Source organism: Parvularcula sp. IMCC14364, assembly GCF_030758415.1.
GTDB lineage: Bacteria > Pseudomonadota > Alphaproteobacteria > Caulobacterales > Parvularculaceae > Aquisalinus.
The window spans coordinates 224,649-239,497 of sequence record NZ_CP132334.1; the positions used below are offsets into that span (position 1 = coordinate 224,649).

At 53.0% G+C, this 14,849-nt stretch carries 12 protein-coding genes and 2 pseudogenes; 5 read left to right on the forward strand and 9 right to left on the reverse strand.

Going from position 1 to position 14,849, the window contains the following annotated elements:
* Positions 1-6 precede the first annotated feature (6 nt).
* The 3 genes from RAL90_RS01070 to RAL90_RS01080 are packed head-to-tail and all read left to right on the forward strand — an operon-like array spanning position 7 to position 3,126.
* Complete coding sequence (locus tag RAL90_RS01070; RefSeq protein ID WP_306252685.1) at positions 7-738, forward strand: TlyA family RNA methyltransferase; 732 nt, start codon at positions 7-9, stop codon at positions 736-738.
* Complete coding sequence (locus tag RAL90_RS01075; RefSeq protein ID WP_306252686.1) at positions 716-2,026, forward strand: class I SAM-dependent RNA methyltransferase; 1,311 nt, start codon at positions 716-718, stop codon at positions 2,024-2,026. The genes RAL90_RS01070 and RAL90_RS01075 overlap by 23 nt, the downstream gene beginning before the upstream one ends.
* Positions 2,027-2,028: 2 nt before the next feature.
* On the forward strand, positions 2,029-3,126 hold the full coding sequence (locus tag RAL90_RS01080; RefSeq protein ID WP_306252687.1) for a class I SAM-dependent methyltransferase: 1,098 nt from the start codon (positions 2,029-2,031) through the stop codon (positions 3,124-3,126).
* 27 nt (positions 3,127-3,153) lie between these two features.
* On the opposite strand, the gene RAL90_RS01085 is transcribed toward RAL90_RS01080, so the two are convergent.
* From RAL90_RS01085 to RAL90_RS01130, 9 genes and pseudogenes are all read right to left on the reverse strand, one after another.
* A complete protein-coding gene (locus RAL90_RS01085; protein WP_306252688.1) occupies positions 3,154-4,773 on the reverse strand; it encodes a cisplatin damage response ATP-dependent DNA ligase in 1,620 nt (539 codons plus the stop codon).
* Positions 4,766-5,794, reverse strand: a complete 1,029-nt coding sequence (locus RAL90_RS01090; protein ID WP_306252689.1) for a ligase-associated DNA damage response exonuclease — start codon at positions 5,792-5,794, stop codon at positions 4,766-4,768. The genes RAL90_RS01085 and RAL90_RS01090 overlap by 8 nt, the downstream gene beginning before the upstream one ends.
* A gap of 97 nt (positions 5,795-5,891) precedes the next feature.
* The gene (gene ahcY / locus RAL90_RS01095) at positions 5,892-7,289 is read right to left on the reverse strand and encodes an adenosylhomocysteinase (protein ID WP_306252690.1); all 1,398 of its coding nucleotides are present in this window, start codon (positions 7,287-7,289) and stop codon (positions 5,892-5,894) included.
* A gap of 150 nt (positions 7,290-7,439) precedes the next feature.
* Positions 7,440-8,225 (reverse strand): annotated as a pseudogene (locus tag RAL90_RS01100) (EAL domain-containing protein); the annotation flags it as partial.
* Positions 8,226-8,243: 18 nt separating this feature from the next.
* Positions 8,244-8,965 (reverse strand): annotated as a pseudogene (locus RAL90_RS16235) (IS5 family transposase); the annotation flags it as partial.
* A 101-nt stretch (positions 8,966-9,066) separates the two neighbouring features.
* On the reverse strand, positions 9,067-10,050 hold the full coding sequence (locus tag RAL90_RS01115) for a hypothetical protein (protein ID WP_306252691.1): 984 nt from the start codon (positions 10,048-10,050) through the stop codon (positions 9,067-9,069).
* Complete coding sequence (locus tag RAL90_RS01120) at positions 10,047-10,946, reverse strand: HEXXH motif-containing putative peptide modification protein (RefSeq protein ID WP_306252692.1); 900 nt, start codon at positions 10,944-10,946, stop codon at positions 10,047-10,049. The genes RAL90_RS01115 and RAL90_RS01120 overlap by 4 nt, the downstream gene beginning before the upstream one ends.
* A gap of 233 nt (positions 10,947-11,179) precedes the next feature.
* Positions 11,180-12,013 carry an IS5 family transposase gene (locus tag RAL90_RS01125; protein ID WP_306249540.1) on the reverse strand — a complete coding sequence of 278 codons (834 nt, stop codon included), beginning with the start codon at positions 12,011-12,013 and terminating at the stop codon, positions 11,180-11,182.
* Positions 12,014-12,089: 76 nt separating this feature from the next.
* Positions 12,090-12,281, reverse strand: coding sequence for a hypothetical protein (locus tag RAL90_RS01130; RefSeq protein WP_306252693.1), 192 nt, complete (start codon positions 12,279-12,281; stop codon positions 12,090-12,092).
* Positions 12,282-12,580: 299 nt separating this feature from the next.
* On the opposite strand from RAL90_RS01130, the gene RAL90_RS01135 reads away from it, so the two are divergent.
* Both RAL90_RS01135 and RAL90_RS01140 read left to right on the forward strand, forming a co-directional pair.
* A complete protein-coding gene (locus RAL90_RS01135; RefSeq protein WP_306252694.1) occupies positions 12,581-13,894 on the forward strand; it encodes a tetratricopeptide repeat protein in 1,314 nt (437 codons plus the stop codon).
* Positions 13,895-13,902: 8 nt separating this feature from the next.
* Complete coding sequence (locus RAL90_RS01140; RefSeq protein ID WP_306252695.1) at positions 13,903-14,826, forward strand: FecR domain-containing protein; 924 nt, start codon at positions 13,903-13,905, stop codon at positions 14,824-14,826.
* Positions 14,827-14,849 lie beyond the last annotated feature (23 nt).

Below are 14,849 nucleotides of genomic sequence, written 5' to 3' on the forward strand. Positions count from 1 at the left end.
GGTGCAATGCGTCTTGATCTTTATCTTGTTGATCATGGCTATTGTGACAGCCGTGCGCGGGCGCAGGCCGCAATCAAGGCTGGTCGTGTATTGCTGAATGGCGCTACGGCCAGGAAAGCGTCGCATACTGTCGGTCCGGGCGATCAGGTTGTCTTTGAGGGACAGGCCTTTGAATACGTCTCACGCGGTGGCCTGAAACTGGAAGCAGCGCTTAAAGGCTTTGATATTTCACCTGCAGGCAAGGTCTGCCTTGATCTTGGTGCATCAACCGGTGGGTTTACAGATGTGCTGCTGCGAGCAGGTGCTGAAAAGGTTTACGCAGTCGATGTGGGGCACGGACAATTACACCCGGAGATTGCGCAAAGCTCTCGCGTGATAAACCTTGAGCGGACTCACGTGAAGGATCTGTCGCTGGCTCATGTACCGGAGCCGATAGAGATACTTGTGTGTGATGTCAGTTTCATCAGTCTCAGGAAAGCTCTGCCGCCAGCGATGGCTTTGTGTGCACCGCTGGCGCAACTACTGGCACTGGTCAAGCCGCAGTTTGAGGTTGGACGGGCTGAAATTGGCAAGGGTGGTATTGTCCGGCAAACACCGGAAAATACAGTTGGCACGGCCCAAAAGCTGGCGCAGTGGCTTGAGGGGCAAAGCTGGCGCGTGTTCGGCCTGACGGAAAGCCCCATCAAGGGAGGCGATGGTAATACGGAGTTTTTGATTGGCGCGACCAACCAGACATAAGAGAAGACACAAAAAACAGCCCCAGCCAGCAACGGTTGAAGTAACTGCTGAAATTGAGGCGCTTGGGTCAGCTGGTGATGGCGTTGCATCAGCCAATGGCAGGGCGGTGCATGTTCCCTATGTGTTGCCCGGTGAAACGGTACGGCTTTCTGTGTGCGGTTCAAAAGCTGACTTGCTTGAGGTCCTCACGCCCGCCCCTGCGCGCATTAGCCCGGTATGCGCTCATTTTGGCCCGGCGGGAGACCAGTGCGGTGGCTGTTCTCTCCAGCACCTATCCACAGATACCTATACAGACTGGAAGAAGGAAACCGTCATGCGCGCCTTGGCGCATGTGGGGCTTGAGAAGATTGATGTGTTGGCGCCCCTCCTGTCTCCATTGCGCAGCCGGCGGCGTGCCAGTTTTTCCGTGCAGGAAACTGGAGGTGACATTCTCTGTGGTTTTCTCCAGGGGCGCTCTCACAGGCTCATTGATTTGCAGGAATGCCATATCCTTAGTCCGGCTCTTATGGCCGGGCGCGAGGAAATTATCACAATCTTGGAACCTGTCTTTCGCGAAAGGCCGGGCTTAAGGCTTTCAGCACATGTCACAGAAGCCTCCAATGGCCTTGATGTCGAGTTGACGGGTGACTTGCAGGAAGAGGATTTATCCTTGCATGAGCGCGAACAAATCCCGTTATTGTTGGAAGCAACCAGCATCACGCGCCTGACAATAAATGGCGCACCATTCTGGCAGGGCGAACAACCAGTGGTCATATTTGCAGGCACGCGTGTGCCCTTGCCACCACGTGCCTTTCTGCAGGCGACCAAGGCTGGCGAGGCGACCTTGCAAAAGTTGGTTGGTGTAGGGATTGGCGGTGCCAGAAAAGTTGCTGACCTTTTTGCCGGTTGCGGCACTTTCACGTTCGCGGCGGTCCAGGGCGCAACAGTTCATGCGGTGGAATCAGATGAAGCGGCTATCAATGCCATCAATCAGGCCCGGCGTTTAAGTGGTCAGGCGGTTACAACGCGCGCGCGCGATCTCTTTCGCCAGCCTCTCATGCCCGCAGAGCTCAACAGGTTTGATGCTGTAGTGCTTGACCCGCCCCGTGCAGGCGCGGAGGCGCAGGCACAACAACTGGCTGAAAGCAATGTACCGGTCGTGGTTTCTGTCTCCTGTAATCCAAAGACTTTCGCGCGCGATGCTGCAACCCTTATGGCTGGCGGATACAGGCTGTCAGAAGTCCAGCCGGTGGACCAGTTCATGTTTTCACCCCATATTGAAGTTGTCGGCATTTTCACGAGAGAATAGACATGGCTAACCCACTGTCAGCAAACCCGTTTACATTTGGTGCGCGCCGCGCGCTCTATGGTGCCTCCCAGCTTGCGCGGATTGGTTATTACACAGCACATTATATGGCGGGGAGACATGTCATCGGTCCCGTCACCAGTCCTGGCAATGCACCGGCCCCCAGCCGCTTTGGTAATTATGATCAAGCCGCGCTGGTCAGTGCCTTCCGTAAACTGTTTCGGGATGAGTGGTGCCGGATTGAGGCGGGCATTTACAAGGTGCCGCACGATCTGCGACGTATGCCGCAATTGCCAGAACTTTTTTCTGGCAGTCGCCAGTATATGCGTGAAGCGCGGGAAGTATCTGCCCGCGCGCATCGGCGTGGCCATTCAGAAGTGATGGATGAGGAAACGCGCAAAAAATACCCGCGTTATTATCTGCAGAATTTTCACTTCCAGAGTGATGGCTGGCTGTCTGAGGAGTCAGCGCAGGTTTATGACATGCAGGTGGAAACCCTGTTCACCGGTGCTGCAGATGCCATGCGTCGTCAGGCTTTGCCATCTATCCGCGATGAACTGGTGCGCTTGCGAGCGGCTGGGCAACCGGACAGCGAAACGGTCTTTCTCGACCTTGCCTGTGGAACTGGCCGGTTACTGTCTCATGTGAAGGATAATTTCACAGAAATGCCTGCGGTTGCTATTGATCTTTCCCCAGACTATCTGGCTCAGGCAAGAAAAACCTGCCGGGATTGGTCAGGCATTACATATATGGAGGGGCAAGCCGAGAGTATTCCGTTGGCGGATAACAGTGTCGATATTCTGACAACCGTTTATCTCTTCCATGAACTGCCACCGAAAATTCGCCGTCTAGTTGCCGCTGAAATAGCGCGCGTCTTAAAGCCTGGGGGTCTCTACCTGCATCTTGATACCATCCAGTATGGAGACTTTGAGGGGGTAGATGTGCTGCTTGAGAATTTCCCCCGCGCATTCCATGAGCCGTACTATGACAGTTATTGTAGCGAAGATTTGGACGCTCTTTTCGGCAGTGCGAGTCTCAGGGCTGATGGGAAAAGTCAGGGATTTTTGACGAAATCATCCGGATACAGGAAAGGTAATTCTTAGATGGTAAAGTTGCTCACTGTATCTGGCTTAGAGCAACCCTTCCAGCATCTCTATTCTGTCAGCTTCATGGGCTGGCTTGTCCCAGCGTAGGCGACTGATGCGGGGAAATCGCATGGCCACACCTGATTTATGGCGCGTTGACCGGTTGAGGCCTTCGAACGCGACTTCCAGAACCAGTCCGTCATCTGGTCCCATTTTAACAGCACGCACCGGACCAAACCGATCAACTGTGTTGTCACGGACGAATTTGTCAATGCGTTTTAATTCGTCATCTGTGAACCCGGAATAGGCTTTGCCAACAGGCACCAGTTCATCACCGTCTTCTCCCTGCCGCCAGACACCAAACGTGTAATCGGAATAGAAGCTGGAGCGCTTGCCATGCCCACGCTGGGCATACATCAATACAGTATCGACAAGAAACGGCTCCCGTTTCCATTTCCACCATTCGCCCTTGGGTCGACCAGGCACATAAGGCGCAGAGCGTTTCTTCAGCATAAGGCCTTCAATGGCAGCAAGCGGGGGTTCAGCCCGCAGTTTTGCCAACTGTTCCCAATCCGTCACATCTACCTGCTCAGACAAATCCAGACGTATCCCGTTTTCAGGGGTTGGACGGGTGGATATATCAGCCAGCAACGCTTCCAGTCTGGTTCGCCGCGCCGCGAAAGCCTGTGGGCGCAGGTCTTCTCCGTCCAGCCATAAAAGATCATAGGCGCGGATGAATGCCGGGTGGCTTGCCAGCAGTTTTTTGGTCACAGTCTTGCGGTTAAGGCGTTGTTGCAGGTCATTGAACGGGCGAACCTGAAAACCATCTGCTTCAGGATCAAAAACCAGTAATTCTCCGTCTATTGCAGCATCGACGTTCATCGCCTCAAGAATATCCGGAAAAGCGCCGGAAATATCATCGCCGGTGCGCGAGTAAAGCCGTTTGACCCCGGCTTCGCTCACAGCCTGCACACGAATACCATCCCATTTCCATTCGGCCACGTGGGTGGTCAGGTCAATGCGCGCCTTGTCTTTTTCCTCAACGGGATGTGCCAGCATGACCGGACGAAAGGGTGCTTTCATCGCGTTTACCGGTTTATCTGTTTTGCCTTCAAGCCATGAAAATAAATCTGTATAAGGTGCTTCGAGTCCGTGCCAGAGCTCTTCTATTTCCTGGATTGGTTTATCTCCAAAGGCCGCCAGCGCCTGTTTCACCAGCCGCGAGGCCACACCAATGCGCAATCCGCCGGTGATCAACTTGATAAGCGCCCAGCGCCCGGACGGGTCCAGGGCATTCAGCCATCCTTCAACGAGTTTGGGCGCATCAGTCCGCTTTGCAGTCGCAAGAGCCTCAACCACTTCGGACAGACCAGGCAGATAGTTTGTGCCGTGTTGAGCAGGCCAGACCAGTGAGACCGTCTCCGCGAGATCGCCCACATAATCATAGGACAGATCGAACAGTTGCGCATCCATACGTTCATAAATCAGCTCCCGCAACATGGCCGGTTTGAAACTCTTTATCTCGATGTCCCGCGTTATTGCTGCCACGGCCCACCCCCGTTCGGGGTCGGGTACATTTCTGAAATACGCTGTCAGTAGGCGTAATTTTCCGTTGCGCGACGGCGTCAGGATCAACTGGTCAAGTAGAGCCGCGAATTTATTCATTTTCGTCCTCATACCCGACCAGCGACAGGGGCTGTGCTTTTAGTCCTTCCAGTTCAGCCCATCTCACCAGTGCTTCCTCACGACCATGTGTGACCCACAATTCCTCCGGTCCCACTTCTTTTATGGTTTTCGTCAATTCTTCCCAGTCTGCATGGTCCGAGATGATCAGCGGTAATTCGACGCCGCGTTGCTTGGCTCGTTGGCGCACGCGCATCCAGCCAGAAGCAAAGCAGGCAACAGGAGACGGGAAGCGCTGTGACCATTTGTCATTCATGGCTGAGGGAGGACACACAATGATCTTGCCGGCAAAATCCTGTTTGTCCCCGCCAGCACGTCCATTTTCGCGAATGGTGGCCGGGCGCAGTTCGCCCAGATGAACGTCAAATTCCTGATACAGATCACACAGCTTTTGCATTGCGCCGTGAATGAAGATTGGTTTTTCATACCCCATCAGGCGCAGTAATGCGATAATTCGTTGCGCCTTACCAAGAGAGTAAGCACCGACCAGATGTGCCCTGTCCGGATTGCGCTCTACTGACGTCAGCAGTTTCGCAATTTCGTCACGCGTGTGCGGATGTTGAAATACAGGCAGGCCAAAAGTGGCCTCACTGATAAAAACGTGGCATGGCACAACCTCAAAAGGTACGCATGTCGGGTCTTCCCGGCGCTTGTAATCCCCGGTGCAGACTATTTTGAGCCCCCGATAATCCACAACGACTTGTGCAGACCCAAGAACATGCCCGGCAGGTGCGAAGCTGATCTGTACACCACGATGGTTTATACGATCATGATAGCCAAGTGCTTGCGTCTGACCAGTGAAGTCTTCGCCATATCGCGATGCCATGATCGCTATCGTCTCCGGTGTTGCGAGCACAGAACCATGTCCTGCCCGGGCATGGTCCGCATGACCATGAGTGATGACGGCGCGATCAACGGCACGTACCGGATCAATATAAAAATCGCCCGGCGGGCAGTAAAGACCGGCAGGCGTCGGGCGCAGAAGATCGGCAGGTTTGATCATCTGCAGAATATACTGTTTTTACCGAAACGGACAACGCCTGCCCTGTTGTGCAGAGCAGGCGCTGATCATGATTCAGTGCTGAAACCGCAGTATGGTATTAGTAGCGGTAATGGTCAGATTTGTAAGGGCCGTTCACCGGCACGCCGATATAATCAGCCTGCTCGTCAGTCAGTTTTGAAAGTTGTGCGCCAACTTTTTCAAGATGCAGAGCCGCAACCTTTTCGTCCAGATGCTTCGGCAGCACATAAACCTTGTTGTCGTACTTCTCACCTTTAGTGAAAAGTTCGATCTGTGCCAGCGTCTGGTTGGTGAAAGAAGCGGACATCACAAAAGACGGGTGACCTGTGGCATTGCCAAGGTTCAGCAGCCGGCCTTCTGACAGCAGCAGCATCCTTTTGCCGTCCGGGAAGGTAATCATATCCACCTGATCCTTGATGTTGGACCATTTGAAATTCTTCAAGCCTTCTACCTGAATTTCGTTGTCGAAATGGCCGATATTGCCAACAATGGCCATGTCTTTCAGGTCGCGCATATGATCGACTGTGAGAATGTCCTTGTTGCCTGTGGCAGTCACAACAATGTCTGCACGCGGAATGCCAGCATCCATGGTCACAACTTCATAACCATCCATTGCTGCCTGCAAAGCGCAGATAGGATCAATTTCGGTGACCATGACGCGCGCGCCAGCGCCCCGAAGGGACTCGGCGGAACCTTTGCCCACATCACCATAACCAGCCACAAGTGCCAGCTTGCCAGCCATCATCACATCAGTAGCCCGGCGAATGCCGTCCGTGAGGCTTTCCCGGCAGCCATATTTGTTGTCGAACTTTGACTTGGTCACGCTGTCATTGACGTTGATAGCCGGGAAGGGCAGGTCGCCACGCTTCTCGCGTTGATAAAGACGCAGCACACCAGTCGTAGTCTCTTCTGTCACGCCCTTGATGGAAGCGCGTACCCGGGAATAGAAATCAGGGTCTTTTGCCAGGCGTTTTTTGATCGTGTTGAACAGGGCCGTCTCTTCTTCGTTTGACGGTTTATCAAGCACAGATGGGTCTTTTTCAGCTTCTGCACCGAGCAATATCAGCAGGGTCGCATCGCCGCCATCATCAAGGATCATGTTGGCAAGAGAGCCGTCCGGCCATTCCCACAGGCGGTCAGCATACGCCCAATATTCCTCCAGTGTTTCGCCTTTGGTGGCAAAAACAGGTGTGCCACTGGCGGCAATGGCTGCAGCTGCATGATCCTGTGTGGAGTAAATGTTGCAGCTCGCCCAGCGCACTTCTGCGCCCAGTGCTTCCAGCGTCTGGATCAACACGGCGGTCTGAATTGTCATGTGAAGTGAACCGGCAATACGGGCACCTTTCAGCGGTTGGGCTTTCCCGTATTCTTCGCGGGTGGCCATAAGGCCAGGCATTTCTGTTTCAGCGATTTCAATTTCCTTATTGCCGAAATCAGCCAGGGAGATGTCTTTGACGACGTAATCTTGCGTGCTCATCAGGGGCAGCCTTTCCTTCAAATCTTCTGGCGCGATTTAGACCAGCTATGCGGGAAAGGCAAGATCATATAAAGATTTCCTTATATGACGGAAATTGTGTGTAGTTGTGTTCTCGATCATGCAGCAGAAAATACAGGCGCTTGAGAAGACTTATCGGTTTGTGCCAGCATTTTTCTGCGCTTGTGGCCTGGCGATCCAGTCCAGGGCCGGGTTTGCCCCCCGGTTGATGCGCTCATCCAGGTCCTCAACAGACCCGGCCGCAAAGAACAGGTGACCTTGAGCGAGGTCACATCCCAGGTGGCGCAAGGTCTCATATTGAGCGAATGTTTCGATACCTTCAGCTGTGACCTTCAGCCCCATACCCTTGCACAATCCCAGAAGGGAGCGGACGATCGCGGCGTCTTTGGGGTCATTGTTCAGCTCACGCACGAATGATTTGTCTATTTTTATGCCGGAAATAGGCAACATCTTCAGGTGTGTGAGGGAAGAGTAACCGGTGCCGAAGTCATCCATCACAATCGGCACATTAAGCTCTGCGATACGATCAATAGCCCGCAAGGCCTGATCGCTGCCGCGTTCCAGCACTGACTGCTCCGTGATCTCGACCTGCAGCTGATGCGGCTTGAAAGCGCCATTGCGAATGATGTTTTCAAGGCATATTACCGGCTTTGCTGAGCGTAACTCCAGGGGACTGAAGTTGATGGAAATTTTCTCGAGATCAGGTAGTGCGGCAAAAAGGGCCTTGCCCTGCGTTTCCAGCGCATCGAACAGCGCTTGGGTCAATTGATCAGACAGGCCTGCGGTGGCGGAAACAGACATGATGTCTTCGGCATTGGCATGGCCGCCGCCGCCTTTCACACGGATCAATGCTTCTGCGCCGGTCACTTTATTCGTTCGTGTATCTATGATTGGCTGGAAATGGTAGCCGACACCCCCTTCCTCTAGGGTGTGGACTCAATTGATCCAGCATTTTGCTGCGAAGAGATATATCATGTTGATGAAGTTCCTTCGAGATTTCTCGAACCGTGTAGCCAGCCGTCTCATGTCTTTCATTTTGCAGAAGAACCGCTCGACAATATTACGCATGGCGTAAAGGCTGGTGTCATGCGGGACCGGATTGCGCGCATTGGACTTGGCGGGAATAACCGCCAACGCACCTTCATCGGCGATATCGCGCCTGATCTTCGCACTGCCATAGGCTTTGTCCAGGACCATCGCCAGAGGCGGCATCTCCCAGTCGAGGAAGACATTCATCACCTGGCTGTCATGAACATGGCCGCCAGTGACCTCAATGCGCAATGGCCTGCCATTTTCATCTACGGCCACGTGAACTTTGCTTGTGCGACCGCCCCGTGAGCGTCCAATATCTTCCGCCAGTTCCCCCTTTTTGAGCCACTCGCTGCGCGGTGAGCTTTGACAATCGAGGCGTCTATGAAGATCAGACTGTCCTCACATTCTTCAGCGAGCGCATCGAATATGCCCTTCCAGACGCCGCGCTCGCCCCACCTGTTATACCGATTGTAAGCAGTCGTGTACGGTCCATATCGTTCCGGCAAGTCCCGCCATGGCGCGCCTGTGCGCAAAATGTAAAAGATGCCGTTCAGGATCGTACGATCATCTTTGCGCTTCGGGCCGCGGCTAACCTTTGGCAACAACGGTTCAATCACCGCCCATTCTTCATCCGACAAATCAAACCGCGCCATTTAAGACTCCCTTTCGGAAATCCCTGAATCACGCTTTGCACAAACAAATCAATCAGTTAAATTGGGTACAGACCCTAACAAAAAGGATCGCTGACGACGCTTCTATTTTCTTGCAATTCTCTTTCCTTATAAAGATTAAGCGCCTCCGGGATGACTCCCCGCACCAACGAGTTACCCCCAATTTCACAAATCTGCACTGCTGACCACTTCGTGTTGTCGCCAAATAGCAGGGCGATTGTCTCAAAGATCGAAAATTTTGTGTCGGCGATTGTTTTTACGTCATTCGAAACCGTTTTACGTGCGAATTGATCGGCGCGATCAGCACTTAATAGTCGATCACGCAACGATCGTAATCGGTCAACTGTTCCGGGACTTGCACAAACGCCCTGATTGCCGCGCAATATATCTCCGAGCATTAAAAAGCACTCTTCATAGGACTTTTCTTGCGCCTTCGAGAAATTTCGCTCGAGCGATGCGCCACAAAGCAGACAGCCAGCTTGCACATTTTCGAAAACCGTCAACGCGTATGGCAACGCGTATTTATGTGCGTAAGTATAGGTATTTATCGTCCATTCTTCCCAATTGATTGTTGGTCCGACCTGAGTGATCATGCCGTCGCGAAACCAAATTTGGCTACTTAAGTGTCTCTCAACGACCTCTGATAATGCTTTCTCAACTGCGATATCTCGATCGAAGTGCCAAGCCAATCCGGTTGAATCTTTGACAAACCTCCCATCGGGAGGAATTGGACCCATCAGAATATCTTTGAAATGATATTCGGTGTTCACTAACGAACAATCGTCAATGGGTTTGAAATACGGCGATGTTGATAGTCGTTCTTCGTGGTAGTCAAAGTGCGCGAAATATCGCTCGTAGAGTTCGGCTTGCGCACGCGTAGTGGCATCAGCTTCATCCGGTGAAAGAGCGAACCCGCCGAGGTAAACGCGGTCCCCCATCCAGTTTTCAAATATTGTTCCTGTCTTCGCAACATAATATGTTACGTCGAGAAACCGTTCTGTGGTCACAACAGTCCGCAGTGGGACCAGTGTCGTTGTCATGACAAACCTCGAGATACATCGCGCATACTTTCTGTCACTGACTTACCCAGAAGCGTATGCTTCGCGGATGCTTCAACTGTCGAAAGCGCTTGATTGAATTTCGCCAGGCTGACGTCGAAGCATTGCTGGAAACTTTTTTTGTCGTGCAATTCAACCCCTGAATCGAGGATTGCTTGAAGATTCTGACACACGTTTGAGAGCACGAACGCCGCGTGATAGACGCCAAGCATAGGCCGTTTGTCCTCCCTTACTGGTGATGAATACTCCTCGGTCGGCGGATTTTCGATAAGAGGGTCAAACTGCATTAATGCGTGCAAATAGTAATGTGCCGCTTCGTGCGTGACGTGATCAAAATAATGGACGTGAGGATTGCGTTGGTCTTGCAGCTTCGTAATGAAGATGTCGCCGAACATATCAATCGATGATAATCCCCAGCATCCATGCCCCTCCGTAATGGTCACATAGGAAACGATATCGCGCACATGCTCATAAAATAGCGTAGAACCGAGGCGCATAAGCCCGAGCGACTCGACGAAAAATCGTTCGCTATGTAAAAATTCATTGCCGTCGCAGGGTTTCAATTCCATTGGCGACTCGCTCTGATAACGGTAAGTGTCTTTTTGTTTCTGGTATACATAATCGTGCCACGGTTTCGATCCAAAATTGATGACCGAAAGTGACGGTGCAGGCATTGCGCACATGAAAACACGCGGAGCCCTTTCCAGCAGAATCGCAACGTTTACTTCGTCTCCATTCGTCATCGCATCTCGAAGTAGCGTATTGAAGTTGAATATCGAGGGACAGAGCTTTCCAGCCTGATCAGAACTTAGTTTTCCAAGAGCAAAAAGCGCCTCTGTAACATCCGCATCAAGCGTCTTCGCCGCAGATCTGATCAACGCGTTTATGCTTTTAATAATTTTCGCGTTAAAGGCCGAAGTTACGATTGACGCGGCACCCTCGTGTGGCGCGCATGTAAAGTAATTTTTTCCAAGTAAAATCATGAATACCAAGTGAATTCATAAAAAAATGTTCTGGCGAAAAAGTTAATATTCGCCAGAACAAATCGTCAACGAGGGCGGCAACTAAACTTGAATTTGCTTAAACGCTTAGAGTCTGAATCAAAAGTCTTTCATATGAAACATGCTCTTGCCAGTCGTCTTGTTGCGATACGGATGTGAGCCATGAATAGCCATGCGATAGCTGAGGTCCAGCATCGTTCCCAATCCTTGGCGAGACGGCGTGATCGCCCTAACCATGCGAATGTGCGTTCTACGACCCATCGCCGGGGCAGGACTTTAAAGCCTTTCATTTTATCGGATCGCTTGATGATTTCCATCCGGAATGGACCGACTTTTTTAAGTTTGCGCTTTAGCTTATCTCCCGCATAGCCACCATCGGCAAAGATATGGCGAAGCCATGGAAATTTGTCTCGCGCTTCCATCAACACCGCTGGTGCGCCGTCGCGATCCTGTACATCCGCGGCATGCACAAGTGCTGTCACCAGAAAGCCTTCCGTATCCGTCAGAATATGCCGCTTGCGGCCTTTTATATTTTTGCCCGCGTCAAAGCCAGTAATACCGCCACTTTCTGTGGTTTTAACCGACTGGCTATCGATCACACCTGCGCTGGGGTGTGGGCTTCTGCCGTGTGCTTCGCGGCATTCAAACAGCAGGCGGTGATTGATCTTTTCCAGCAATCTGTCATCACGCCACCAATAAAAATATTTCTGAACCGTCGAAAAAGGCGGGAAATCCCTTGGTAACATGCGCCATTGGCAGCCAGTAGACGCGATATACAACAAGGCGTTCATGATCTCCCGCATCGGCCACTTGCGAGGACGCCCCATCCGATTTGGAAGAGGTATTTCAGGTTCAATCAAAGCCCATTCGTCGTCCGTCAGATCACTTGCATAGCGCAGGAAACTGCGGTCATAATATGTGCGGGTGGTTTCATTCCAACTCATCTGATCCTCCGTGTCTTAAGCAAACAAAGAGAATCATAAGTCGTTGAAATCACCCAGATACTTTTGGATCAGGCTCTTAGGCTTTAGCACTCTCGATATCGTACCCACCGTCCATCGTAGCCTGAGATGTTTTCACAACATCCTCTGACGGAACGGTGAAAGTTTTGGAAACTTTCGATTCGATGTCATATCCACCGTCCATCGTAGCCTGAGACGTCTTCACAACGTCTTCGGCCGGGATACTAAATTTCGTATTGTCTGTCGTCATTGATTGGCCTCCTTTTTGATGAGACACCGCATTTTTTATATTGGAAACGTGTTTACATTGCGGCGTCCAATAAATAACTCTTTCCATCGCGTTTTCAATAGAGATACCGCATTCTCATTCGCTACTATTGACCAACTCCACAATGCCCCGTTTTGGTGAGAAATTGCCAGCGAATTCAAACTGTTTGCGGGGGAGCCTGAGGTGGCGCAGGGGCGGTCAGAATGTGCGCTGCGTCACTGGTTGCAAGTGATTCGCTGTGGTAAAATCTTATTGCCAATTCATTTAGAGGGAGAGAGAAATTGCCCCATAAGGTAAGACTGAAGCGCAATGCGCGCGGCGTGCTGGCGATGGTGCTGGCAGCTGGTCTGGTGGCTGTGCCCACAGCCGTGCAGGCGCAGGAGATTACATTCGCGGATGTGGTCCGCGATCCATCGAACGCTGAACTCAATTACAATTACGCCGTCCAGCAAATGACGGCGGGTGATCTGGTTTCAGCAGCGGCGGCGCTGGAGCGTATCCTGCTGACCGACCCGAACCGTCATGATGTGCGGCTACTTTACGCGGTGGTTCTTTTCCGTATGAATGACCTGCAGGCCGCAGACCGCGAGCTGGTGCAGCTTGAAGGGGCAAACCTCTCGGCCGACCTGGCCGCGGATTACGACTATTACCGTGCCCGCGTGCAGGAAGGTCGTCAGTCATCCCGGGTTTCCGGACAGTTCGTTGCCGGCATTGGCTATGATGACACTGTGCTGGGTACACTGAGTGATTTCTTCGGTTTTGTGAATGCCGAGAGTGACGGGTCAGCTATCCTCAGCGGCAATCTGCAATATGAGAAGGATCTGAGCGACGTGCGCGATCTGCGTTTCGTTGCCGGGGTGCAGGCCTTTACCAAACAATATTTCGATTTCGACTCCTTCAGCTATGCGGTGCTGGCCGGTAATGTGGGCCTTGAGGGCACGCTGGGCAGCTATGATGTTGGCGGTGCGGTTACGGCGCGGACAACTTATGTGGATGGTGAACAGTATGTGACCGCCACCGGCGTGAGCGGCAAGATCAGCCGCGATCTTTCGGCCACGACGACCGTCGCGCTCGATCTGATCTATGACGATCTTGATTTCGACAATATCGAGGTCAACGGTTTCCAGACTTTCGGGGAGACAGGGCGCAGCGGTGAGGAGTTTGCCGGTGTGGTCAGTATTGAACATCGCTATACGCCAAGACTGGCTGTTGGCGCGCAGGTTGGTCTGCTTGAACGTACAGCCGACCAGCAGGCATTTGAGTATGACGGCTGGAGTGCTGGCTTCTCGCTCGATCGCGAATGGGGCAGAGGCACCTATACGGAAGTCGATTATGCCTATCAGCAACGCGATTATTCCGGTCAGTTTGTTCAGCGTGAAGAAGACCTACATTACGTCCGGGCCAGCCTCGGGGCGCCTCTGAAGGCGCTGCTTGGTGGCGGAGAAGGGGCAACCCTGCAGGATCTGGAGGCACTGACCGTTGAAGGTTCCGTCTTCTATGAGCGGCGTGACGCAGACGCCCCGTTTGGCGCGCAGTTCTTTGAATATGATAATACCGGCGCGCAACTGCGCTTTGTTTGGGGGTTCGGCCAATGAGGAAGATCATGATCACAGCCTTTGGAAAAACCGCCTTTGTTGGCCTGACAGCCAGTCTTGCTGCCAGCCTGATGATGTCAGCCTCTGCGCTTGCGCAAGGCGTTGATGTCGGTGTCAATGCCGCTGTTCGAAATCAGGTGACGCTGCAGAGCGATGGCACTGCGGCGCGGCCTGCTGTCCCGGCGGAAACTGTCTTCCTCGGTGACTCTGTTGTCTCCGGCGCGGACTCGGCCTTGCAAATTCTGCTCAAGGACGAAACCGTGTTCACCGTTGGTGCAAATGTTGACATGACCATTGATGAGTTTGTGTACGACCCATCAGCGCAAACCGGGTCTCTGGCCGCCACCGTGAAGAAGGGGGCTTTCCGCTTCATGTCCGGCAAGATTGCCCAGGCAAATCCGGACGACGTGACGCTGGTTACACCAACGGCCAATATCGGCGTGCGCGGAACCGTGCTTGACGTGGTTGTGGGTGAAGATGCACTGGCCGCGGCCCGCCAGAGCGGCATTGATACAACCGGTGCGGCTGCCGCTGGCGATGGTGCGACGCTTGTCGTGCTGCGTGGCCCGGGGCGAGAGCAGTCCGGGTTGAACAAGGATGGCGGTGCCTCTGTCACCACGGGTGGCAATACGGTGACCTTGTGGAAAAGCGGCACAGCGGTTTTCGTGCCGCGTTCAGGCGGGCAGGTCTTTGGGCCTTTCCGGTTTGATGACAGCCTGTTCTTCTCAGTGGCAGGAGATGTGGGGACACAGGTGACGGGAGACAGTCAGCGTCCACCACGTGATCTGCGCCCGGTCATCCGTGATGTGCCGGACCTGCGCGACCTGCGTCGTCCGGGCCCGCCAGGTGGACCTGGCCGTGGACCATGCCCGGGTGAATGCCCGAATAATCAGGAAGATGCCTTTGGCGGTGACACCGGATCCAATTTCTGATTCGTCGCGCTGATCCTTTGATG